The 22,533-nt window shown below is 64.9% G+C and carries 19 protein-coding genes; 8 read left to right on the plus strand and 11 right to left on the minus strand.

What is annotated here, in order from left to right; genetic code table 11:
- Positions 1 to 56: 56 nt before the first annotated feature.
- The 5 genes from QNA11_RS14210 to QNA11_RS14230 form a co-directional block, all read right to left on the minus strand.
- Positions 57 to 1,016 carry a bifunctional riboflavin kinase/FAD synthetase gene (locus QNA11_RS14210; protein WP_283483533.1) on the minus strand — a complete coding sequence of 320 codons (960 nt, stop codon included), beginning with the start codon at positions 1,014 to 1,016 and terminating at the stop codon, positions 57 to 59.
- Positions 1,017 to 1,102: 86 nt separating this feature from the next.
- Positions 1,103 to 1,687 (minus strand): NYN domain-containing protein, encoded by a 585-nt coding sequence (locus QNA11_RS14215; RefSeq protein ID WP_281929822.1) that lies wholly within the window; start codon positions 1,685 to 1,687, stop codon positions 1,103 to 1,105.
- Positions 1,688 to 1,891: 204 nt separating this feature from the next.
- On the minus strand, positions 1,892 to 2,362 hold the full coding sequence (locus tag QNA11_RS14220) for a MaoC family dehydratase (RefSeq protein ID WP_202070917.1): 471 nt from the start codon (positions 2,360 to 2,362) through the stop codon (positions 1,892 to 1,894).
- A 51-nt stretch (positions 2,363 to 2,413) separates the two neighbouring features.
- Positions 2,414 to 3,298, minus strand: a complete 885-nt coding sequence (locus QNA11_RS14225; protein WP_283483534.1) for a TIGR01459 family HAD-type hydrolase — start codon at positions 3,296 to 3,298, stop codon at positions 2,414 to 2,416.
- Positions 3,295 to 4,011, minus strand: coding sequence for a carbonic anhydrase (locus tag QNA11_RS14230; RefSeq protein WP_283483535.1), 717 nt, complete (start codon positions 4,009 to 4,011; stop codon positions 3,295 to 3,297). Before QNA11_RS14230 ends, QNA11_RS14225 begins: the two co-directional genes overlap by 4 nt.
- Before the next feature lie 100 nt (positions 4,012 to 4,111).
- Here QNA11_RS14230 and QNA11_RS14235 point away from each other — a divergent pair, with 100 nt between their 5' ends.
- The 3 genes from QNA11_RS14235 (at position 4,112) to QNA11_RS14245 (ending at position 7,818) form a co-directional block, all read left to right on the plus strand.
- On the plus strand, positions 4,112 to 4,981 hold the full coding sequence (locus QNA11_RS14235) for an HpcH/HpaI aldolase/citrate lyase family protein (RefSeq protein WP_283483536.1): 870 nt from the start codon (positions 4,112 to 4,114) through the stop codon (positions 4,979 to 4,981).
- A 95-nt stretch (positions 4,982 to 5,076) separates the two neighbouring features.
- A complete protein-coding gene (locus QNA11_RS14240; protein WP_283483537.1) occupies positions 5,077 to 6,411 on the plus strand; it encodes a COG4223 family protein in 1,335 nt (444 codons plus the stop codon).
- 15 nt (positions 6,412 to 6,426) lie between these two features.
- On the plus strand, positions 6,427 to 7,818 hold the full coding sequence (locus tag QNA11_RS14245; protein ID WP_283483538.1) for a heme biosynthesis protein HemY: 1,392 nt from the start codon (positions 6,427 to 6,429) through the stop codon (positions 7,816 to 7,818).
- A gap of 272 nt (positions 7,819 to 8,090) precedes the next feature.
- Here the strand turns inward: QNA11_RS14245 and QNA11_RS14250 are convergent, their stop codons facing one another.
- Genes QNA11_RS14250 through QNA11_RS14260 form a run of 3 tightly spaced genes read right to left on the minus strand, consistent with a single transcriptional unit; the run spans position 8,091 to position 10,433 of the window.
- Complete coding sequence (locus tag QNA11_RS14250; protein ID WP_283483539.1) at positions 8,091 to 8,651, minus strand: Smr/MutS family protein; 561 nt, start codon at positions 8,649 to 8,651, stop codon at positions 8,091 to 8,093.
- Entirely contained in the window at positions 8,648 to 9,739 is a 1,092-nt protein-coding gene (mltA, locus tag QNA11_RS14255) for a murein transglycosylase A (protein ID WP_283483540.1), read from the minus strand. The genes QNA11_RS14250 and mltA overlap by 4 nt, the downstream gene beginning before the upstream one ends.
- A gap of 4 nt (positions 9,740 to 9,743) precedes the next feature.
- Positions 9,744 to 10,433, minus strand: a complete 690-nt coding sequence (locus QNA11_RS14260; RefSeq protein WP_283483541.1) for a Tim44/TimA family putative adaptor protein — start codon at positions 10,431 to 10,433, stop codon at positions 9,744 to 9,746.
- A 127-nt stretch (positions 10,434 to 10,560) separates the two neighbouring features.
- On the opposite strand from QNA11_RS14260, the gene QNA11_RS14265 reads away from it, so the two are divergent.
- Positions 10,561 to 11,022, plus strand: coding sequence for an FxsA family protein (locus QNA11_RS14265; protein WP_283483542.1), 462 nt, complete (start codon positions 10,561 to 10,563; stop codon positions 11,020 to 11,022).
- 77 nt (positions 11,023 to 11,099) lie between these two features.
- Complete coding sequence (locus QNA11_RS14270) at positions 11,100 to 12,485, plus strand: M20/M25/M40 family metallo-hydrolase (RefSeq protein WP_283483543.1); 1,386 nt, start codon at positions 11,100 to 11,102, stop codon at positions 12,483 to 12,485.
- A 3-nt stretch (positions 12,486 to 12,488) separates the two neighbouring features.
- Here QNA11_RS14270 and QNA11_RS14275 read toward each other — a convergent pair whose 3' ends face one another.
- Together QNA11_RS14275 and QNA11_RS14280 are read right to left on the minus strand one after the other, a co-directional pair.
- A complete protein-coding gene (locus tag QNA11_RS14275) occupies positions 12,489 to 12,962 on the minus strand; it encodes a pentapeptide repeat-containing protein (protein WP_283483544.1) in 474 nt (157 codons plus the stop codon).
- A gap of 121 nt (positions 12,963 to 13,083) precedes the next feature.
- On the minus strand, positions 13,084 to 14,841 hold the full coding sequence (locus QNA11_RS14280; RefSeq protein ID WP_283483545.1) for an alkaline phosphatase family protein: 1,758 nt from the start codon (positions 14,839 to 14,841) through the stop codon (positions 13,084 to 13,086).
- 223 nt (positions 14,842 to 15,064) lie between these two features.
- Between QNA11_RS14280 and hemA the strand changes: the two genes are divergently transcribed.
- Entirely contained in the window at positions 15,065 to 16,351 is a 1,287-nt protein-coding gene (gene hemA / locus QNA11_RS14285; protein WP_202070929.1) for a 5-aminolevulinate synthase, read from the plus strand.
- A 297-nt stretch (positions 16,352 to 16,648) separates the two neighbouring features.
- Here the strand turns inward: hemA and QNA11_RS14290 are convergent, their stop codons facing one another.
- Positions 16,649 to 18,910, minus strand: coding sequence for an NADP-dependent malic enzyme (locus tag QNA11_RS14290; protein ID WP_283483546.1), 2,262 nt, complete (start codon positions 18,908 to 18,910; stop codon positions 16,649 to 16,651).
- A gap of 267 nt (positions 18,911 to 19,177) precedes the next feature.
- Between QNA11_RS14290 and QNA11_RS14295 the strand changes: the two genes are divergently transcribed.
- Together QNA11_RS14295 and QNA11_RS14300 are read left to right on the plus strand one after the other, a co-directional pair.
- Positions 19,178 to 19,549, plus strand: a complete 372-nt coding sequence (locus QNA11_RS14295; protein WP_283483547.1) for a hypothetical protein — start codon at positions 19,178 to 19,180, stop codon at positions 19,547 to 19,549.
- A gap of 113 nt (positions 19,550 to 19,662) precedes the next feature.
- Complete coding sequence (locus QNA11_RS14300) at positions 19,663 to 22,134, plus strand: TonB-dependent receptor family protein (protein WP_283483548.1); 2,472 nt, start codon at positions 19,663 to 19,665, stop codon at positions 22,132 to 22,134.
- Positions 22,135 to 22,533: the final 399 nt, after the last annotated feature.

The following is a 22,533-nucleotide window of genomic DNA, read 5'->3' on the forward strand; positions in this document are numbered from 1 at the left end:
TTAGACTAGGAGGCTAGGGCCCTTGGCTCTCAGGCCAAGCGGGGCGGGCGCAGGTTTCAGCGACGCGCGAGAATTTCCCGCGCCTTGACGCAGTCGTCCTCCATCTGGGCGATCAGCGCTTCGACGCTGTCGAATTTCGCCTCGCCGCGGATAAAGCCGAAAAAGGCGACCTCGACCTCTTTGCCGTAGAGATCGCCCGAGAAGTCGAAGAGGAAGACCTCGAGCAGCGGCGGGCCGTTATCGAAGGTCGGCCGGCGTCCGAAATTGGCTGCGCCGTCGCGCAGGACGCCGTCCATTTCCATCGTGACGGCATAGATGCCGTGTCGCAGCCGGTTCGAGGGATCGAGCGCGATATTGGCGGTCGGGAAGCCGAGCAGCCTTCCGCGCTTGTCGCCGTGGCGGACGACGCCGCGCACAAAGTAAGGGTGGCCCAGGAGACGACGCGCCAGTTCGACGTCGCCTTTTTCCAGCGCCTCGCGCGTGGCGGTGGAGGAGACGGCTTCCAGGCTTCCCTCCTCGTCCTGAGTGATGCGGTCGACGATCTCGACCGCAAAGCCCAGCCGCGCGCCTTCCGATTTGAGGAATGCCGCATCGCCCTTGCGGCCGGCGCCGAAACGGAAGTCATAGCCCGCGACGACAGCCGAGAGACCCAGCCGCTTGGCGAGAATGTCCCGGGTGAAATCCTCGGCCGGGCGGGCGGCGAATTCCTTGTTGAAGGAAAGAACGATCATCCCGTCGAGCCCGAGCCGCGCGGCCTGCGCCGCCTTGGCCTCAGGGGGCGTCAGACGGAAGATCACCGGCTTGCCGGCGAAAATATCGGCCGGATGCGGCTCGAAGGTGAGCAGGACGCAGGGCTTACCGAGCTTCCTGGCCAGCGCCTGGGCGTGCGCGACAACGCCGCGATGGCCGCGATGCAGCCCGTCGAAATTGCCGATGGCTGCGACGGCGCCTTCGAGCCCGGCGGGCGGCCTCACAGGGTCTCGGGCGAGGATAAAAACTTTAGTGTGGTCGGTCACGTCGGCATCCGGAGAAGGCGAGAACTTTGCGCGGCCTCGCATCCGAAAAACCATTATCGTATCGCACGGGCTAGGTCGAACCCACGTCACCCGATGACGATATCCGAGTGCGCTCTTAGCTCGGTCCGTACGTTGTGTCCGAGTGGGTCGAGAATAACTTTGACCCCTTCTCGACGCACAAACTTGAACGCGGGAACGAAGTCAGAGTCCCCAGTAACGACGACCACTGCACGGACGGTTTCTCGTAATGCGAGTCTGGCCATGTCTAGGCCGATTCGCATGTCGACCCCTTTTTGGGATAAATCCAGATCAAAGTCCGCGTCGACCAAAGGTCGCTGGCTGACAGTCAGTTCCCGGGCGACGCGCGGCTTAATTCGCCACTTTTCTTTCGATAGCCGTGTTTCCCCCATCCTCAAGGCAAAATGCGGCTTAAGGACGAGCTGGTCGTAAAGCGACTGGCTCAAACGAAATCTTTCTGTGGTTGCGAGCTTCAGCGGAGTCCGGGAAACAGGCCTTGTCAGAGCCTCGGACGACGGCGGCGCATCATAGTAGTAAATGCGGAGCAACTCGTAATCAGAAACGGCTGGTAAGTTTTGCAGACGTTCGCATTCGTTAACAATCTCATCAGCGCTCGCGTGATGCCCATGCTTTTCGAACAATTTCTTCGTCAAAAAGCCTCCATCCAAAAGGATGGCGTATAAAGACCGATACAAGTGAATTGCTCATAAAAATGGAGCCGGCTCACTCCCTAGGCTTTCGCCGCCGCTTAAGCGGTTTGTCGGAATGAAGCCGGCTCGCTGGTTTATGCCGGGGCTGCAAATCAGCCGCATCTAAATATATGCGGCTTGCAATCCTGGGATCAAGTTAAACCTGCCCTACGCCGTCGCCGGCTTCTCCGCCGCCGGCCGCATCGCCTGCTCGCGGGACGGCACCATTACCGCCGCCTCGCCGTCCAGCACCACCTTACCGTCGACAAGGCATTCGCATTTGAGCTTGGCGCGACGGCCCTTTTCGACGAGCTCCACCACCTCGACCACGACCGTGATCACGTCGCCGATCTTCACCGGCGCGCGGAAGTTCAGGGTTTGCGAGAGATAGACCGCGCCCGGCCCGGGCAGATACATGCCGATGACGGTCGAAATCAGCGACGCCGTATAGAGGCCGTGCACGATGCGCTCGCCGAAACGCGTCTTTGACGCGAAATGGTCGGAGAGATGGATCGGATTGCGGTCGCCCGACAGATCGGCGAAGGCGATCACGTCGTCGTCCATTACCGCCTTCATCAGCGTCTCGCGCATGCCGACGCTCAGGTCTTCGAAATAATAGATTTTGAACGGCGTCGACATGTAGTCACCAGATCGTTTGACGGGGCGGGCCAGGGGCCCATTTCCCCCCTTTTACCAGAAAACTTCGCTTGCCAAAGCCACAGGACGCGCGCCCGCCAGCTCTGTCAAGCGCGCGAGCGCGTCGCGATCCACGGCTCCGCCATTCGGGCGCAGCTCCTCGGCGTGCACCCCATCGGTGACGAAGACGCAGTCGAGCCCCGCCATCCCGGCGCCGGCGAGATCGGTCAGCGCGCCGTCGCCCATGGCGAAGACCCGGCTCTTATCGACCGCTCCGCCCCGCAGAGCGGCCAGGCGTTCGAGGGCGGCGGCGTAGATCGGCGGATGTGGCTTGCCGAACATCAGCACCTTGCCGCCCATCGCCGCATAGCGCTCGGCGAGCGCGCCCGCGCAATAGACGATGTCGCCGCCGATGGCGACCACAATGTCCGGATTGGCGCAGAGCATGGTGAGATCGCGGGCTTTCAGCGCCGCGAGCCTTTCGTCGTAATCCTGCGGGATTTCCTCGCGCTCGGCGAAGAGGCCGGTGCAGACGACGTAGTCCGCCTCCTCGGGGGAGACTTTCGCAACCGGGGCGCCGAGGCGCCGGCCCGCTTCCTCGAAAAGGCCGTTGTCGCGCGGCGGCCCCAGATGATAGCAGGCCTGCCCCTTGCGCGAGACGATCTCCCGCAGCGTCAATTCGCCGGCCGAAACGAGATCGTCGAACGTGTCTTCCGGCAGGCCCAGGCCCAAAAGCTGCCGACGCACTTCGGCGTCCGGCCGCGAGGCGTTGGTGATGAGCACCACCCGCCCGCCCTGCGCCCGGAAACGCCGCAAGGCGTCGGCGGCGCGCGGGAAGTGTTTCTTGCCGTCGATGAGCACGCCCCAGACGTCGCACAGCAGCGCGTCATAGCGCCCGGCAAGCTCATGCAGACCGGAGATCATGGGGACGTCCGTCAAAAGCGCGCCTCCAAAAATGCGTCGGCGTGGGCTTTTTCCGCGATCGGAAGGAAGTCGCCCGCCTGCTCGTCGAGCGCCAGCAGCTTTCCATCCGAGACGCTGAAAAAGGCGCCGTGGAGCCTGAGATAGCCGCGATGCTCCAAAACCTGCACCATGGGGAAGCTGCGCAGATTGACGAGGGTTTGCTTGATCGACTCGAATTCGAGCCGATGCAGATAATCCTTATCTTCGGGATCGGGCTCCCGGCCGAGCCGTTCGGCGGCGGGCGCGAGCATTTTGATCCAATCGCCGACGAAGTCGCTGTGGCTCAGCCGCGGCGTCTCGGGATCGGCGGCGATCATCGCATAGGCCTTCACGCCGCCGCATTGCCCGTGGCCCAGCACGACGACGTGCTGAACTTCCAGCGCCATGAGCGCATATTCGAGCGCGGCCGACGCGCCGTGGAAGTGATCGTCGGGCTCGTAAGGCGGCACCAGCGCCGCGACATTGCGCAGGACGAAAAGCTCGCCTGGCCCCGCGTCGAAAATCGACTCGGGGTCGACACGCGAATCACAGCAGCAGATCACCATGGTCGTCGGTTTTTGACCCTCTTCGGCGAGCGCGCGAAAACGCGCCTGCGCCGAGCGGAAGCGGCCGGAAAGAAAAACCTCGTATCCTTCTATAAGGCGCGGCGGGAGGCCGCCCTTTTTCGCGGGGCCGGGTGCGGCTGCCATCGATTGTTTCCGAGATGTGAATGGCGGAGACGCCTCTTATTGTGTAGACCAGCCGGCACGGCAAGAAAAAGATGAACCTACCACGCGAGCGAGCTCAAAGATGATTTCGAAACTGAAACGCAGCGTCCTGGCCATGCCCGGCTCCAACGCCCGCGCGCTGGAAAAAGGCAAAAGCCTTCCCGCCGACGTTTTGATGTTCGAGCTCGAGGACGGCGTCGCCGAGGGCGCCAAGGCCATGGCGCGCGAGCAGGTCGCCTCGGCGGTGACGGGCGGCGGCTACGGCCCGCGGCAGGTGGTGGTGCGCGTCAACGCGCGCGGGTCGGAATGGTACAAGCCCGACATCTCCGCCATCGCGCCCACGGGGCCGGACGCGATTGTCATCCCCAAGGTCAATTCCCGCGACGACATTCTGAAAGCCGCCGCCGATCTTGTCGCGGCCGGCGCGCCCTTCAAAACGAAACTCTGGGCGATGATCGAGACGCCCCGCGCCATCTTCGACATCGAGAAGATCGCCAGCGCGTCGGACGATCCGGCTTCGCGCCTCGAAGTGCTGGTGCTCGGGCCCAATGACATCGCCAAATCGACCCGCGCGCGCCTGACGCCGGGCCGGCCGGCGCTCCTGTCGTGGCTCTCCGCCGGCGTGCTGGCGGCGCGCGTGCACAATATCGAGATCATCGACGGCATCTACAACGATTTCAACGACGAGGCGGGGCTGCGGCGCGAGGCCGAGCAGGGCCGCGATATGGGCTTCGACGGCAAGATGCTGATCCATCCGAACCAGATCGGGCCGGTCAACGAGATTTTCGCGCCGAGCGCCGAGGAAGTCGATTTCGCCCGCAAGATCATCGCCGTCTTCGACGAGCCGGAAAACGCCGAGAAGGGCGTGGTGCAGATCGACGGCAAGATGGTCGAGCGGCTTCATCTCGACATCGCCCGCCGCACCCTGGCGCTGATGGAGGCTGCCGGCTGACAAGCGGATGCCGGCGCATTAGCCTGTTTCGCGCGCAATCTGCGTACTTTATACCTGCTTCACCCATGGGGTGAAACGCAGCGAGGACGATCAGCATGGCGGCGCCTGAATCAAAGGTGACGAAGGATCAAGCTTCCGAGGTCGAGACTCCTGTGCCGACGGAGGCGCAAGTCCCGCCGCCGCGCCCGCCGGGGAAGCGGCGCTCAGGAGGCGTTGCTTCCAAGCTTGTCGTTTCGACCCTGGCCTTGCTGGTCGCGCTGGGCGCCGCCGGCTATGGCGCGCTGACCTTCCGGAACGTGGACCCGCGCGTCGGCGACGTCGCTAATCAGATCGACGCGGGTCTCGTCGCGGCGCAGGGAGTTGTCGATAAAGCGCGGGGATTTCTGGACGACCTGACCGGATCGGCCAAGCCGGCGCCCAAGGCGCCCTCGCGCCACGCCTTGCTCGACAAGGCGCCGCTTGCGCCCGCTCCTGCCCCGGCTCCGGCTGAAACCGCGCCCCCCGCGCCGCCGGCCCCGGCCGAAGCCGTGAAGGAGCCTGAAAAGCCGCTCGAAGCGCCTCCGGCCGAAGCGAAGCGCGTCGATATTCCTGAGCCCGCTCAAAAGCCTGTCGAAACCGTCGAGGAGGCGCCGGCGCCTTTGCCGCCGCCTGCCCCTGCCGCGGCGCCGGTCGAGACGCTGAAGCCCGCGCCCGTCGCCAAGGGCGAGGCCCGCGACGCCGACGGCTTCACCGACCGCGACCTCATCGCCGCGCTCGAAGGCCGCGTCGAAGCCATGAGCGACGAAATCCAGGCTCTGCGGCAGAAGCTCGATGCGCCCAAGAGCGAAGCGCGCGCCGCCCCCGAGACAGAGGTGTCCAGGGTCGAGGAGGCGCCGAAGCCCGCGCCGGCGCCGGTCGTCGTCCCTGTCGTCGACACAGCGAGCGCAAAAGTTGTGGTCGCTTTCGCGCTTCAGCGCGATCTCGAGGCCGGCAAGCCCTTCACTGAGGAAATCGCGGCGCTTTCCCGCCTCGACGCAGAGCCCGCGCCGGCTTTGGTCGAGTTCTCGGAAAAAGGGGCGCCGACCGGCGCACAGCTTCGCGAGTCCCTGCGCGGGGTCGCCAAGAAGCTCGAAGCGCATGAGGCCCATTCCGGGGCGGCGCATGAAGGCGGCAATCTGACCGGACAACTGCTTGAGAGCGCAAGCAAGCTCGTGAAGGTCCGGCCGGCGGGAGAAGCTCATCCGGAAAGCGTCGCCGGCAAGGTTCAGCGGATCGAAACCGCGCTGGCGCGCAATGATTTCGCCGACGCGGAGAGCCTTTACAACAGCCTGCCGGACGAGGCCAAAGCAGAGGCCAAGGGATTCGGCGAAACGCTTCACCAACGCAGCGAGGCGGCCAAGGCGGCCGATGATCTGCTGCGCGGCGCCATAGCGGCGATCGGCAAGAAATAAGCGGGAGCGAAGGTCATGCTATTCGTTTTCTTCTTCATCCTCGCCCTCGCCGCCGCCGCCTACGGGCTCGAATGGCTGATTCAGCAGCCCGGCTCGTTGACGCTGGAATTCGCCGGCAATCATATCGAGACCTCGATCCCCGTCGCGATCGGCGGCCTGCTGGCGCTCACCGCCGCCGTCATCCTGGTTTGGGCGATCGTTATCGCGCTGGTGCGGCTTCCCGGCCGCGTGGCCGGCGGCTCGCGTGAGCGGCGCAAGGCGAAGGGGCTCGATGTGATCTCGCAAGGGTTGATCGCCGTCGGCTCTGGCGACGCCGCGCGCGCCCGCAAGGCCGCCCAGCTCGCCGAGAAGCTCCTGCCCGAGGAGCCGCTGACCCAAATGCTCGTCGCCCAGGCGGCGCAGCTCTCCGGCGACCGCGCGACGTCGGCCAAGGCCTTTCACAAGATGACGCTGAAGCCCGAGACCAAGCTTCTCGGCCTGCGCGGGCTGCATATCGAGGCCAAGCGCCGCGAGGACGCCGAGGCGGCGGCGCATTTCGCCAACGCCGCCCATGAGATCGCACCCCTGCCCTGGGCCGGCTCCGCCGTGCTGGAGCATCTCGCCGCGGCCGGCGATTGGGAGAAGGCGCGCGAGGCGCTCGAAAAAAGCGTCAGCGCCAAGGCCATCGACCTCGCTTCGGCGCAGAAGCTGCGGGCCGTCATCGAGACCGCCATGGCGGTGTCGCGGGAGCGCGAACATCCTCATGACGCCTTGCATCTCGCCCGCCAGGCCCTCAAGCGCCGGCCGGGCTTCGTCCCAGCCGCCCTGACCGCCGCCCAGGTGCTCATCCGCCACGGCGATTACAAGCAGGCGGCCAAGCTCATCGAGGGCGTCTGGACCGCTTCGCCGCACCCCGAGCTTGCGGCCCTCTATCTCGAAGCGCTGCCGGGGGAATCGAACAGCCAGCGCGTGGCGCGGGTCGAAAAGCTCGCCAAGCTCGCGTCCCAAGCGCCCGCAAGCCGCCATATCGTCGCCGAGGCGGCGCTTGCGGCCCGTGATTTCGCCAAGGCCCGCGAGGCCCTCGCGCCGCTCGTCGCGGAGGGGCAGCATCCGAGCGCTCATACCTGCCTGCTCATGGCGGAAATCGAAGACGCCGAGAACGGCCAGAGCGGGCAGGTTCGGGAATGGCTGGCGCGCGGTAGCCGCGCCCCGCGCGACCCCGCTTGGATCGCCGATGGGGTGGTCTCCAAGCACTGGCTGCCGATGTCGCCCGCCACCGGCCGCCTCGACGCGTTCGAATGGAAGACGCCCCCGCATTCAGCGCCGCAGCTCGCGGAGGAGGGGCGTCCCAATATTCCGGCGGCTTTCCTGGCTGCGCCGGTGGAGAAGCCGGCGCTGACGGCCGCTCCCGCCGAAACTAACGCGTGATACTATTTCCGTTTGAATAGCTCGCATGGGGACTTGTCATTCCCGGCGGGCTGAACGCCCGACCGGGAATCCAGAGCCGCAAAAGCGCCGGTTTTGCTCAGAGCCCGTCATTGCGAGCGAAGCGAAGCAATCCAGGGCAGCGATGCGGCACTGGGTTGCTTCGTCGGCTCCGCCTCCTCGCAATGACGGCGGTAATTCCGATCGCTCGTTTTGCCGGGATTAACACCGAACCGATCAAGCGGATTCCGTATGACTTTGGGCGACCGCGGAAATCAGCCGACGCGGTGGCGATCCGCGCGGCGGATCTGCACGTAAAGCGCGCCTTCGCCCCCGTGATGGCGCGCCGCTTCGCCGAAGCCGACAACGACGTCGCGCAGGCTCGGCGCCTGCAACCACATGGGCACGACGCGGCGCAGCACGCCGCCCTCCTCGCGCGAGAGGCCCTTGCCGGTGACGATGATGGCGACCTTGGCGCCCTCTGCCTGCGCGCGGCGCAGGAAGGCGTTGAGCGCGCGCTGCGCCTCATCCTGCCGCATCCCGTGAAGATCGAGCTTGGCGCCGACCTCCAGCCGGCCCCGCTTGATCTTCACCCGCGTGCGATGGTCGATCTCGACGAGAGGCGTCGCGGGCTTGGGCGCCGGCGGCCGGTCGCGATGGGCGACGGGCGCGGGCGTCTTCTCCCGCACCGGCTCGGGCGCGCTTGCCGGCGCAGGCGGCTCGGCGGCGGGAGCGGGCCGCGCCCGGAAAGGGCGCACGCTGGCGGTGACAATCGACCAAAGCTCGGACTCGGCGCGAGTCAGCCGGCGGGAATAGCGTCGCCTGTCGTCGCTCACGGCGATGGGTCCTTTTTTGGTAGGAAAACGTGGAAATCAGCCTCATGCCGGACGCGGCCCGCCAGCGCGCCGGCGCGCGCGCCCGAACCAAAAAACAGATCGGCCCGAGCCGCGCCTAAAATCGCCGATCCCGTATCCTGCGCAATCATCAGCCGCGCGAAATGGGTCGGCGCCTCGCTCTCCCAGGGAACGTCCGCGGCGATCCAGAAGGGGAGGCCGTAACACCAGATCGACCGATCGACGGCGATGGAGCGCAGCGGCGTGAGCGCCGCGCCTTCGCCCCCGATCGGCCCGAGCGCCCGGTCATTCGATTCGTCGATGCGGAAGAAGACATAGGATCGGTTTTCCTGCATCAGCCTTCGTCCAGGCTGACCGGGGCCGACGCCCATATCGCGCAGAGCCGCCTTCAGCCCCTCCAGCGACATGGCGCCTTCGGGCATAAGCCCGCGCTCGATCATCAACCGGCCGACGGAGGTGTAAGGCCAGCCGTTGCGGCCGTCATAGGTGAGCGCGAGCGTGGTTCCGTCCGGAAACCGTAATCGGGCGGAGCCTTGCACCTGAATGAGGAAGAGTTCGACCGGGTCTGCGACATAAGCGAGCGGGACCGACCCCGTCGCCGCCCCCTCTTCCTCGATCTCGCGTCGAGGCGGATAGGGAATGAGGCTCCCATCCCTCAGACGCCGTGCGCTCGTGAGCGCCTCCCCGGACGCTGGGGAAAGCGGCGCGTCGTTCAATGTGACGAGATCGGAGGGGCGCGCGAGCGCCGGCGTCTCGAAACCGGGCTCGGGGGCGCGGCGGACTTCGACCTCCGGCTCGTAATAGGCGGTGACAAAGCCCTTTTTGGCGAGGCGAAACGGCTCGAACCAGCGCCGAAAGAAGGCGGCGCCGGACTCTGGTCCTTCAAGCGCCGCGCGCGCCGCGGCGATCAGCTCCGGCGGCGGCGGACAGGCAGGCCGCTGTTCCGGCGCGGCGTCGAGAATGCGCTCGGCCGAGCGCCGGAAGACAGGAAAAGCGGCGTCGAGATCGTCCTCGCCAAAGCCCGCAATCGCATCGAAGGCGACCGGTTCGAGATCCGACGGCGGACGCACGGAATCACACGGCGCGGGTGGCGACGAGCTTCCAATTCGGGTCCGAGGCGCGCGGATCGCGTGCGAAGGTCCACAGCTCTTCGACCGGCATGGTGGCGCCGCCTTCGATGACTTCGCCCGCCTTGTCCTTGCGGATATTCATCAGCCGCACGGCGAAACGGACGGTGATCTCATTGAGGCGCGGCGCGGCGCTGGCGGAATCGACCAGCGCGGAATCAATGGCGACGATCGCCGTCTCCACCGTCTCTCCGACCGCCTCGCGCCGCGCGATCTCGCCGGCGAAACCGTCGAAGACGTCCTTGGCGAGGAGTGGGCGCAGCGCGTCGCGGTCGCCCTTGGCGAAAGCGCCGACGATCATCTCATAGGCGCGGCGTGCGCCGTCGACGAACGCCTTGCCATCGAAGCGCGGATCGGCGGCGGCGATGGCGTCGAGGCCCGTGATCGCCTCGGCGCGATTCTCGGCGACGCCCTTCCAGCGATCCTCGGGCCGCACCGCCGGCACGTCATCGGCGGGCGCGGCGCCCGGCAGCGGGGCTGGCCCCACCGGCGCGCGGCGCGGCTCGAATTGCGTGGGCGGGGGCGCGTCGCGGTCGACGCGCATGCCGAGCACGGAGCGCAGCTTCCACACTACGAAAATGGCGAGCGCCGCAAAGACGATCAGCGACGGGTCGAAAGGTTCGCCGCTCGGCGACATTGGTCACTCCCGGATTCTTCTCTTGTCGGCTAACATGTCGCCGCTCACATGTCACGAATCAAGGCCGGCTCCGCGCCCAATCGGGCGTGCGCGGCCAAGCGTTTGCGCGCGCGGGAGTGTTTCACGAGTGACCGACAGGACGAAGCTCATCGGCTTGGCGCTCGGCCTTTGGCTCGCGCTGGAGATTCTGGCCTTCGCCTTCGTCCTGCGCGCGATCGGGCTCCTCGCCGCGATTCTTCTCGGGCTCGGCACGACCGCGCTCGGCCTTGCGGACGTCAAGGGGCTTCTCGCCGTCTGGCGGGAGCGCGGAAAATGGCGCGCCGAGGGCGCCATGCTCGATGGGGCGATTCAGGCTTTCGCCTCTTTCCTATTGATCTTGCCGGGCTTTGCCTCGGATGTCGCAGGCCTCGCGTTGAAATCGCCGTCCGTGCGCTCGGCGGTGCTGAACCGTATCCGAAACCGTGGCAAGAGCCCCCACAAGCCGGCAGGCCCGCAGACGATCGACCTCGCGCCGCATGAGTGGAAACATCTCACCAAGAGCGGGCGCCCCAAGCGCAAGCGTAAAAAGCCCGATGGCGCTCAGGCTTAGAACCAGCGGACTCTCCGGCCTTTCCTCCGCCCTAACTTCGCACTAGCTTCGCTCCAACTGCGAAGGACTTGATTCCCATGGCCACGATCGACGCCGTCCTGAACACGATCGACGCGAACCTCCCCGCGTCGACCCAGCGCCTCTTCGACCTTTTGAGCATCCCCTCGGTCTCGACCGACCCCGCCTATACCCAGCATTGCCAGCGCGCCGCCGATTGGCTGGCGGATCAGCTCAAAGGCCTGGGATATACGGCCGATGTAAGGGAGACGCCCGGCCATCCGATCGTCGTCGGCCACGCCAAGGCGAAGCGCAAGGACGCGCCGCATGTGCTGTTTTACGGCCATTACGACGTGCAGCCGGCCGATCCGCTGGGCCTATGGGAGTCGGACCCCTTTGCGCCGCGTCTTGCGGCTGGCAAGGAAGGCGACGAGATCGTGGCGCGCGGCGCTTCCGACGACAAGGGCCAGCTCATGACCTTTGTCGAGGCCTGCCGCGCCTTCGAAGAGAACGGCGGCCTGCCCTGCAACGTCACTTTCCTCTTCGAGGGCGAGGAGGAGACGGGCTCGCCGTCCCTCCCCGGCTTTCTCGCCGCCAATAAGGACGAGCTGTCGCGGCCCGACATTGCGCTCGTCTGCGACACCAGCATGTGGAACGCGACCACGCCGGCGATCACGGTCATGTTGCGCGGCCTTGCGCAGGAAGAAGTCTTCATCCGCATTGCGAGCCATGATCTGCATTCGGGCATGTTCGGCGGGCCGGTGAACAATCCGGTGCATGTGCTCGCGAAAATCATCGCCGATCTGCATGACGAAGAAGGCAAAGTGACTCTCCCCGGCTTCTACGCCGGCGTGCCCGAGATCCCCGAAGACATCGCCGAGCAGTGGCGCGCGCTCGATTTCGACGAGGCGAAGTGGCTCGGCGAGATCGGCCTGACGCGGGTCGGCGGCGAAACGGGCCGCGGCATATTGGAGCAGATTTGGGCGCGGCCGACCTGCGACGTGAATGGCGTTGTCGGCGGCTATACCGGCAAGGGCTCGAAGACGGTGCTGCCGGCGGAAGCGTCCGCCAAATTCTCCTTCCGGCTTGTCGGCAAGCAGGACGCCAAAGCGGTGCTGGAGAGCTTCCGCGCCTTTGTGAGGGAGCGGCTGCCGACCGACGCCAAGGTCGAGTTCATCAACCACGGCGCCTCCAACGCGCTGCAGCTTCCGTTTGGCTCCGAGGCGCTGAATCGGGCGCGGCGGGCGCTCAGCGATGAGTGGGGGAAGGAGGCGGCGCTGGCGGGCTGCGGCGGCTCGATCCCGATCGTCGGCGCCTTCAAGCGCGACCTCAACATGGACGCGCTGATGATCGGCTTCGCGCTCGACGACGACCGCATCCATTCGCCCAATGAGAAATACAGCTACACGTCCTTCCACAAGGGCGCGCGTAGCTGGGCGCGGGTGCTGGACGCGCTGGCCTCGTGAGGCTCAGCCGAAAGGCGGGCGCTCCCCGCGCGTCCTGATTTGCCGACAATCATAGAAGCGGTTTTTTTCGAAGAGCGGTTCGTGCTTGCGGGGCCGCTCGTCTCTCACGAACGCGCAATCCTCGAAAGCGCACTCGACTAGGCGGCAGTCGCTGAAGAGGCAAGCGCCGCCGAGATTGTCGAGCTCGAATCGGCAGCGCGTGAAGGTGCAGTCGAGGAAATCGACGCCCCGGAATGAGCAACCGCGGAAGACGCAGTCCTCGAATGTCGTGCGTGAGATCAGCGCGGTGTTGAACAGCCCCTCGTCCCAGCTCATCCGCGTGAAATTGCAACCGAGAATGACGCCCTCGACGCTACGCCCGTCGATCTCGAAACCTTCGAAGCAGCAATAGGCGAAGACGGTCTCCGTCGGCTGGGACGCGAAGCGCCCGCAGCTCTCCGTGAACTCTTCTTGCTGGACCAGCGCCATCTCACCCATCGTTTCCTTCCTGGCGAGGGGATGATCGGCGATGGCGAGCCTCCGCGCCTTGCGCCGCCACACATGAAAAACCCCGGCCGGGCTCGCGCGCCGACCGGGGGCCTTGATAGCTTGCGATGCCTTAGCGGGCGATCGTCACCGCCGTCGAGAGGCTGCGAACCGCCGCGTCGCGCGTGGAAAGCGACGGGAGACCGAAGCGTTCCTCGATCAGCTTCAGCACCGAGGTCGTGTCATGCGCCAGGCTGTCGACGCCGGAGCGGCGGAAGCGGGCGGAGATGACCAGCGCAGGGATGCGGGTGCCGGGCCCCCACTGATCGGACGGCGCCGATTTGTCGGCGTTGTGGGGCGGCGGCGGCACATGGTCCCAGGCGCCGCCGAATTCGTCATAGGTGACGATGATGAGCGTCTTCTGGGCGTCCGGACCTTTGACGATCGCTTCGACCAGCGTGACGAGATGGTTGCTGCCGTTAGCTTCGCTCGCATAGCCGGGGTGTTCATTGTCCGCGCCCAGCGGCTTTACGAAGCTGACGGGCTTGAGCTTGCCGTTCTTGGCGGCGTCGATGAACGCCGCTTCGTCGAGCAGATGCGCCTTGCGGGCGTCCGTGCCCGGCGCGTAGGCGGCGAAATAGTTGAACGCCTGATGGTGATACTGGAAGTTCTTATCCGGACAGCGGAGCGCGCCGCCGATTATCTGCTGGTTGGCGTTGGGATCGGAGCAGGCGCCGGCGGCGCCATTCGTCCAGCCCTTGCCGCTCGTGTTGCCCTCGGCGTTGTCCCAGCCGCCGGAATACCAGGCCCAGTCGATGACTTTATCGGTCAGCAGGTCGCCGATCGTCTTATCGGCGAGCGGCGGCAGGCGCTTGGCGTCGGCGGTTCCGGGCGCATAGGGCCACGCCCTGGGCTGCGTGGTGTTGACCGCATAATCGCCGCAGGCGACGCCGGCGGGCGCCGGCGGCAGCTTCGCGGCGTTGCGGGCGTCTCCGGCGCAGTAAGCGGTCAGTGACTCGTCGCGCAGCGTCGCCGCAGTCGCGGCGTCCGTCGAGGAATAGAGCGGCGTCTTGGTCGGCATGCCGTTGGCGTCGACGACCGTGTGAAGGTCGTTGCCGGAGTCGTCCGTCACCGGACTGGCGAAGACCGGGGTTTTCGCCGCGATCAGCCATTGATGATTGAGGAAGGAGCCGCCGAAGGCCGCCTGGAAGAAGTTGTCCTCGATGACATATTTCGGCGCGCCCGGCTGGTGCAGATATTCATAGATCGGCAGCTTGCGGGTGTCGTAATAGCCCATGACGAGGCCCATGGCGTTGCTGCCGGTCACATAGCGATTCTGCTGGCCGCCATTGATCTGATACTGCTCGGAATAGAAATTGTGCACGATGTCCCGCGTGCAGCCGCCAGCCAGTCCCTGGCCTTTCGCCACGCCGTTCGACGCGGAGACGCCGGGAGCCGGGCAGGTTGTGTCGGTCGCCGCGATATAGTCGTCGATCTTGAACGGGCGATTGTAAAAGGCGCTGTTGATCGGCGAACCGGCGCCCGCTGTATTATCCGTGCAGCCTGTGGCGAGCGGCGCGGGCGACGTGAGATTGGCGTCGTTCTGCGGCAGGCAGAGATAGGGCTTGGAGCCGTCGGCGGAGGACCGGATCTGCGCCCACCAGGGCGCCGGCTGGCCGGAATGCTCGACATCTTCGAGCGCGCGCAGGCCGTTGACCTCCCGCTCGCCGACCTCGCCCCAGAGCCCATAGAGATTATCGAAGCTGTGGTTCTCCTGGTAGATGACCACGATCTTGTCGAAATCGCCGAGCCCCCCGTGGTCTTCTTCCTGGGCGGCGGCGGGCGCCGTCGCGAGCGCGGCAAGGCCCAAAGCGATCTTAAGGAATTTCATAATGTTACCCATTTAACTAAACCCGCCCGAGACTTAGGCGCTCTCCATGTCGGGTCTGTGACCCCGCGCGCCGACCGTCGAGCTTGGCGCCTTTGCCGCGACGTTCCGCCACTCGCTTTCCGGCTTAGGATGGGCTATGTAAGAAAACGTCCAAACAAGGCGCTGGGCAGGACGGGGCCGGCAGTCTGGTTTGATGGGCGTCAAAGATCGAGGGTTGGGTCACATGGTCTATCGGCGATATTTCGAGGCGGCCGTCTCCCGTCTGAAGGACGAACGCCGTTATCGCATCTTTGCGCATCTCGAGCGCGACGTTGAGAGCTTTCCACTCGCCCGATGGATTCGAGACGACGGCTCTATCGAAAACGTCACTGTATGGTGTTCGAATGACTACCTCGGCATGGGCCAGCACCCGGAGGTCATCGACGCCATGGTGGAGACCGCCAGCAAGGTTGGCGCCGGCGCGGGCGGCACCCGCAATATTTCCGGCACGAGCCACGCGATTGTCGAGCTGGAGCGCGAGCTCGCCGACCTCCACGGCAAGGAAGCGGCGCTCGTCTTCACCTCGGGGTGGATTTCCAATCTCGCGGCGATCTCGACCATCGCCGATCTGCTGCCCAATTGCGTGATCCTGTCCGACGCCTCGAATCACAATTCCATGATCGAGGGCGTGAAGCGCTCGCGGGCGGAGCGGAAAATCTTCCGCCACAACGACCTCGCCCATCTCGAAGAGCTGCTGATCGAAGCCGGCGACCGGCCGAAGCTCGTCATCTTCGAGAGCCTCTACTCCATGAACGGCAATGTCGCGCCTGTCGCCGAGATCGCCGCCCTCGCCGAGCGCTACGGCGCCATGACCTATGTAGATGAAGTTCACGCGGTCGGCATGTATGGCCCGCGCGGCGCCGGCATCTGCGAGCGCGAAGGCGTCATGGGCCGCATCGACGTCATCGAGGGCACGCTGGCCAAGGGCTTCGGCGCCATGGGCGGCTATGTCGCCGGCGACGCCGCGGTCATCGACGCTATTCGCTCTTATGCGCCGGCGTTCATCTTCTCGACCGCTTTGCCGCCGCCCGTCGCCGCCGCCGCCTGCGCCGCCGTCCGGCTGTTGAAGCGCCGCTCCGATCTGCGCGCCGCGCATCAGCGCGCGGCGCATATCACCAAACATGCGCTGGCCGCCGCCGGTCTCCCGGTGCTGGAAAACGGCTCGCATATCGTGCCGGTGATGGTGCGCGAGGCGGAGCTGTGCAAGGCGGCGAGCGATCTGCTGCTCACGCGGCACAATATTTACATCCAGCCGATCAACTATCCGACCGTCGCCAAGGGCTCCGAGCGCCTGCGCATCACGCCGACGCCGCGCCATACGCACGACCATATCGCTCATCTGGTCGAAGCCATGGTCGATGTCTGGCAGACGCTCGGGATCGCCTTCGCCGAGCCGCCGTCGCATCTCCATGTCGACGAGAAGAGCGCCGAGCGCTGCACCTATCCCGAGATCAAGCTCGCGGCGCAGTAACGGTCACTCGCCTAAGATTGTCGTGAAATCGGAGCCCCAGGCTGCATGCAGCTTGGGGCTTTTTCGTTGTGGCGGATGGTTCGTTGTCATTCCCGACGCTCCCGTCGTCGGGCACACAGGGACTCACCGCCGTCATTGCGAGGAGGCGGAGCCGACGAAGCAATCCAGGGCCGCATCGCTGCCCTGGATTGCTTCGCTTTGCTCGCAATGACGGGCTCTGGGCAAAACCAGCGCTCTTGTGGCTCTGGATTCCCCGGTCGGGCTTTCAAATTGACAGCGCCACTGCGGGGCCGCGCGCTAGCCGCCCAGGCCGAAAGCGGCGAGCGCCGCCATGTTGACGATCTCCGTATCCGTCGAGCCGAGCTGAACGATCTGGATGGGCTTGTCGAGGCCGACGATCAGCGGGCCGAGGACGGTGGCGTCGCCCAGCTCCTGCAGCATCTTGGTGGAGATCGCCGCCGAGTGGAAGGCCGGCATGATGAGGACATTCGCCGTGTCCTTCAGCCGGGAGAAGGGATAGGCGCTCATCAAATCTTTGTTGAGCGCAATGTCGGCGCCCATCTCGCCCTCATATTCGAAATCGACGCGGCGTTGGTCGAGCACGCGCACCGCTTCGTGCACGCGCGCCGTGCGTTCGCCCGGCGGATAGCCGAAGGTCGAGAAAGCCAGCATGGCGACGCGCGGCACGAGGCCGATGCGCCGCGCGACGCCCGCCGCCTCGATCGCGATTTCGGCAAGCTCCGTGGCTTCCGGCAATTCGGTGATCGCCGTATCGGCGACGACCACCACGCGGCCCTTGGCCAGAATGAGCGACACGCCGATGACGCGATGTCCGGGCTTCTGATCGACGACGCGGCGCACTTCTTCCAGCGCATTGGAGAAATTGCGGGTGACGCCCGTCACCATGGCGTCGGCGTCGCCGCGCGCCACCATGGCGGCGGCGAAATGGTTGCGGTCCTGATTGATGAGGCGCTGGCAGTCGCGGAACAGGAAGCCCTTGCGCTGCAGCCGCTCGAACAGGAACTGCGCATAGACGCCGTTGCGCTGCGACAGCTTCGCATTATGGATCTCGATGCCGGGGACGAGCTCCACGCCGGCGTTGGCGGCGTTGGCCCTCACCCGATCCTCGCGCCCGACGAGCACCGCCTCGCCCAATTCCTGATTCACATAAGCGACCGCCGCGCGGATCACCTGTTGCTCCTCGCCCTCGGCGAAGACGACGCGCTTGGGCTCGCGCCGCACGCGCTCATAGATGGTCTGCATGAGGCCCGCGACCGGATCGCGCCGCGCCGAGAGTTCGGCGCGATAGGTTTTCATGTCGATGATCGGACGGCGGGCGACGCCCGACTCCATTGCCGCCCGCGCCACCGCCGGGGGAATCACCGAGATGAGGCGCGGATCGAAAGGCGCGGGGATGAGATAGTCGCGGCCAAAGCGCGGGCGCGCGCCGCGATAGGCGTTGGCGACTTCGTCCGGCACGTCCTCGCGCGCGAGATCGGCGAGCGCTTGCGCGGCCGCGATCTTCATCTCCATGTTGATGGTCTTGGCGCGCACGTCGAGCGCGCCGCGGAAGATGTAGGGAAAGCCCAGGACATTATTGACTTGGTTCGGGTAGTCCGAGCGGCCCGTGGCGATGATGGCGTCCGGCCGCGCCGCGCGCGCTTCTTCCGGCGTGATTTCCGGATCGGGATTGGCCATGGCGAAAATAATCGGGTCCGGAGCCATGGATTTCAGCATGTCGGGCGTCAGCGCGCCCTTCACGGACAAGCCGAAGAAGACGTCGGCGCCCTCGAGCGCCTCGGCGAGCGTGCGCGCGCTCGTCTCGACGGCGTGCGCGCTCTTCCATTGGTTCATGCCCGCCTCGCGACCGCGATAGACCACGCCCTTGGTGTCGCAGAGCGTGACGTTGCGGTGATCGAAGCCGAGCGCCTTGGCGAGATCGAGACAGGCGATGCCCGCCGCGCCCGCGCCATTGCAGACGAGCTTCGCGGTCTTGATGTCGCGGCCCGTCAGCAGCAGCGCATTGATGAGGCCGGCCGAGGAAATAATCGCCGTGCCGTGCTGGTCGTCATGAAAGACGGGAATATCCATGAGCGCGCGAAGGCGCTCTTCGATCACGAAACACTCGGGCGCCTTGATGTCCTCGAGGTTGATGCCCCCGAAAGAGGGCCCGAGATAGCGCACGGCGGCGACGAATTCGTCGATCTCCTTAGTGTCGATTTCGAGATCGATCGAATCGATATCGGCGAAGCGCTTGAACAGCGCCGCCTTGCCTTCCATCACCGGCTTCGCCGCGAGGGGCCCCAGATCGCCGAGGCCGAGGATCGCCGTGCCATTGGTGATGACCGCGACCATATTGCCGCGCGTCGTATAATCGAAGGCCAGCGTCGGGTCTTTGGCGATGGCGTGCACCGGCGCGGCGACGCCCGGCGAATAGGCCAGCGACAGATCCCGCTGCGTCGCCATGGGCTTGGTCGACACGACGGCGAGCTTCCCGGGCCGCCCGCGCGAGTGGAAGAGCAGCGCCTCCTTGTCTGTGACGACGGGACGATCGCTCATGCTCTCATTCATGTTCCGCAAGCCTTTCCGATTGCAGCGCCTTCGGCGGCGCAGCATAGCGGGGCGGGGGTGGGGATCACAAGCGTTTGAAACGCGATGGAGGAGCGCCTCGTCGAAAAGAACGAAGCAATCTGTTGCGAATGTGCAACATTGCAAGATTAGATGAGACGGCCTTTGTTGGCCTACCTTGCGCCAGCTTGGCTGTGGGTAGTACTGCCTAAAGCCATGCGGCGGAAAGTAAAACGATCGGCTCTAGCAGCGCGCCTGGTGCATGCGCTGCTGATCGTTTGCCTTATTTTCAGCGTCGCGCCGCGCGTTTTCGGCAATCTGCTCTGGGCTGCTGGCGCGCCGCGTGTGGGCGTCGAGCGTTCTGTCGCGCCCCAGAATGGCATTTGCGAGCGGCGAGAGCATGCCGGCGATCAAACGGATCATCATGCGGATGGTCTCGACTGCTGCGTTTTTTGCCGCTTCGACAGCGATAAGGATTTCCTGCGCCTTGGCCTCGTCCCGGCGATTGTCTTCCTTGTAGAGTTTCCTGACGCGCCGACGGCGCTCGAATTCCCAGCGAGAGATATTCCGCCTGCGCCGATACAGGGCGCGCTGACCGCTTGGTCCGCCACGGCGCCGCCGACGATTTAGTTCTTTTCCTGCGTCGATCGATCGCGCGTCCGAAGAGACGCCGCTCGATACGACAGCAAGCCGCGCCCCGAAGCGTTCTCAATCATCTGTGGCCCAAGCGATCGCGTGATCGCATGGCGCAGCGCTTCTGGAGCGTTCTTTCCTGTTTCGAGATACGAAAGCTTCTTCCCATGTGCCGGAAGTCTCTAAGCGCGGGCGCGTCGCTGCTCGCTATCGCCATTGTCGCGAACTCTCACGCCTACGCGCAACAAAATCTGCCGACGATCGACATCAGCGGGCAACGTCAAAAACACACAGGCGGAAGGCCTGCGGGGGCCGTCCCAAATCGACTGGCGCCGAACGGGCCGAGCGCCGCGCCCGCCTCTTCGCCGCTCGTCAGCGCGCAGGCCGCGCCGGGCTTCAGCCCCGAAAAATTGAAGCTCCCCATTTACCGCGAGCCAACCGGTCAGACCGTCACCGAAGTCAGCGCCAAAACCTTCGCCGAACAACCCTTGGGCACGGTCGGCGACATGCTTCGCTACAGCCCCGGCGTGTCCTTCAAACAGGGCAATGGTCCAAGGGACATGACCATTTCGATCCGCGGCTCGGGGGCCCGGGTCGGCGGCGCGATCCAGAGGATCATTCTTTCGGACGACGGCTTCAGAATGGCGATGCCGGATGGCTTCTCGCGCGCCGACTGGGTCGATCCTCATGCCTATGCCGGCTTCGACGTGTATCGCGGGCCGTCTTCGGCTTTGTTCGGCAATTTCGCGGTTGGCGGCGCGATCAATTTCCGCACGCGCAGCGGCGCGGAGATCAATGGCGTCGAAGCGGGGAGCGAAGGGGGCAGCTTCGGCTACGTCAATAATTATGTGACCATCGGCAAGAAAATCGGCAAGCTCGATTTCGCCGTCTTCGCGAGCGACATGCGGCTCGAAGGGTTTACGCTCAACAACAACAGCAACACGCAAACCGTGAATCTGCGCGCGACCTATGAGGTGACGCCGCAGGATAAAGTGACCTTCAAATTCATCCATAATCAGCTCTATGGCGAGCTGCCGGCGCGCTTGTCGCTCAACCAGTATTATGCGAACCCGTTCCAAAGGGGGTGCAACGCCATTGCCCCGGCGCTGGGCGTCGCGAACCAATCTTGCGGCGGCACGAGCCTGTTCATCAATGGCGTGAATGGCGCGTCGCTTCCCATCACCGCAACGCAAAGCGGCTGGTTGCGCAACGATCGTTTCGACGCGCTCGGCTTGCGTTGGGAGCATGAAGTCGACGCCAGCACCGTCATCCGCACGACCGGAATCTATTACGACAAGGAGTTCTGGCAGCCGATCGACACGCCGGTTACCTACGCCAACGTCCCTGGGGTGGACATCCGGACGGATGTGACGACTCTCGGCCAATTCCTCGGGCGCGATCTGCGCAACAATGTGGAAGTCTATTACAACAGCAGCCGGTTCACGACCAACACCAAGCCTCTGGCCATGTTCGGCCCGGGCAATGTGATGCCGCAGCCGGTCAACAAGCTGGACGCGCTCGTCTCCAATTTCGGCTCTCGCTTCCGTTCGGAATATGCGCTGGCGCCGACTCTCACTGCCGTCATCGGCATGGACGTCGAGGCGAGCCGAAACAATTCGCAGTCCGACAACCTCGGCTACGCCAACGTCGGCAACCCGTTTCTTCCGACGAGCTTCAGCACCGTGAAGTTCAGCGATCTTTGGGTGAACTGGGCGCATGAGGCTTCGCTCACCTGGCGGCCGAGCAGCGAGTGGCAGGTGCGGGCGCGCACGTCGCGCGGCTTCGGCACGCCGAATTATTTGGCGTTTTTTGTCGACCAGCAGGGCAATATCGGACCGAACACCGGCTTGAAGCCGCAAACCAATACGGGCGTCGACGGCGGGATTGTCTGGACCCCGAACGACAAGCTCACCGTCTCTTTGACTGGCTTCTACGAGTGGTGGACCGACGAGATTCTGGCGCAGCGGCCCGGCGCAGGCAAATTGACCTACCAGTTCAACGCCCCCGGCTCCGTCCATCGCGGCGCCGAATTCGCGGCGGATTACGAGCTGCGCGAGGGATTGAAGTGGCTCGTGAACTACACCTACAACAATCAGGTCTTCACGAATTACATCGAGCAGAGAAATAGCGGCGGCGGCGCGCCCTACAGCGCCAACACCTACTATCTGAACAGAGCCGGCTATAAGGTTCCCAACGTGCCCGCCCATCAGTTGACGACGCGGCTGACCTACGATCAGCCCAATGGGGACTTCAAAGGGCTCGGAGCATTCATCGAGTATATCTACCAATACTCCTACTATATCGACAATGGAAACCAGCTCACCATCCCGAGCTATGGGCTGTTGAACCTCAACGCCCACTATAAGCGGGAACTGTCGGACAGTTTCCTCAAGGAGTTCACCGCCTTTGTGCAGGTCAATAATGTGCTGAACCAGAACTGGGTCGCGGGGGCGACGAACCTCACCAATACGCTGTTGTACGGCTTCCAGGCCCCCGGTTCTTATCTGGCGCAGAACGCCACCGGTTCGATTTACGCGGGCGCCCCGATCAGCGTCCAAGGCGGCGTCAAAGTGAAATTCTAAGGGCGTGCAACGGCGGGCTTTGCCGAGTCCGTCATTGCGAGCGAAGCGAAGCAATCCAAGGCGGCGATGCGGCCCTGGATTGCTTCGTCGGCTCCGCCTCCTCGCAATGACGGCGGTGAGTCCCTGTGTGTTCAAACGGCGCGAGCGTCGGGAATGACGCCGACCCAATCAAGCGGATCTCGTATGAGACTGCTGACAAAGTGGCGCTGACGCCCCTCGTGCTTCGAGACGCCTGCTGCGCAGGCTCCTCAGCATGAGGGGCTTCTGCAAATTACGCCAAACACTTAGGCCTCATCCTGAGGAGCGAGCGAAGCTCGCGTCTCGAAGGACGAGGCCGCCTCGGAGGTTTGCCAACAAGCTGACGGCGGGCTTTGCCCGAACTTTGCGGCGAAAACGAAT

The organism is Methylocystis sp. JR02 (genome assembly GCF_030063565.1).
Classification (GTDB): Bacteria; Pseudomonadota; Alphaproteobacteria; order Rhizobiales; family Beijerinckiaceae; genus Methylocystis; species Methylocystis iwaonis.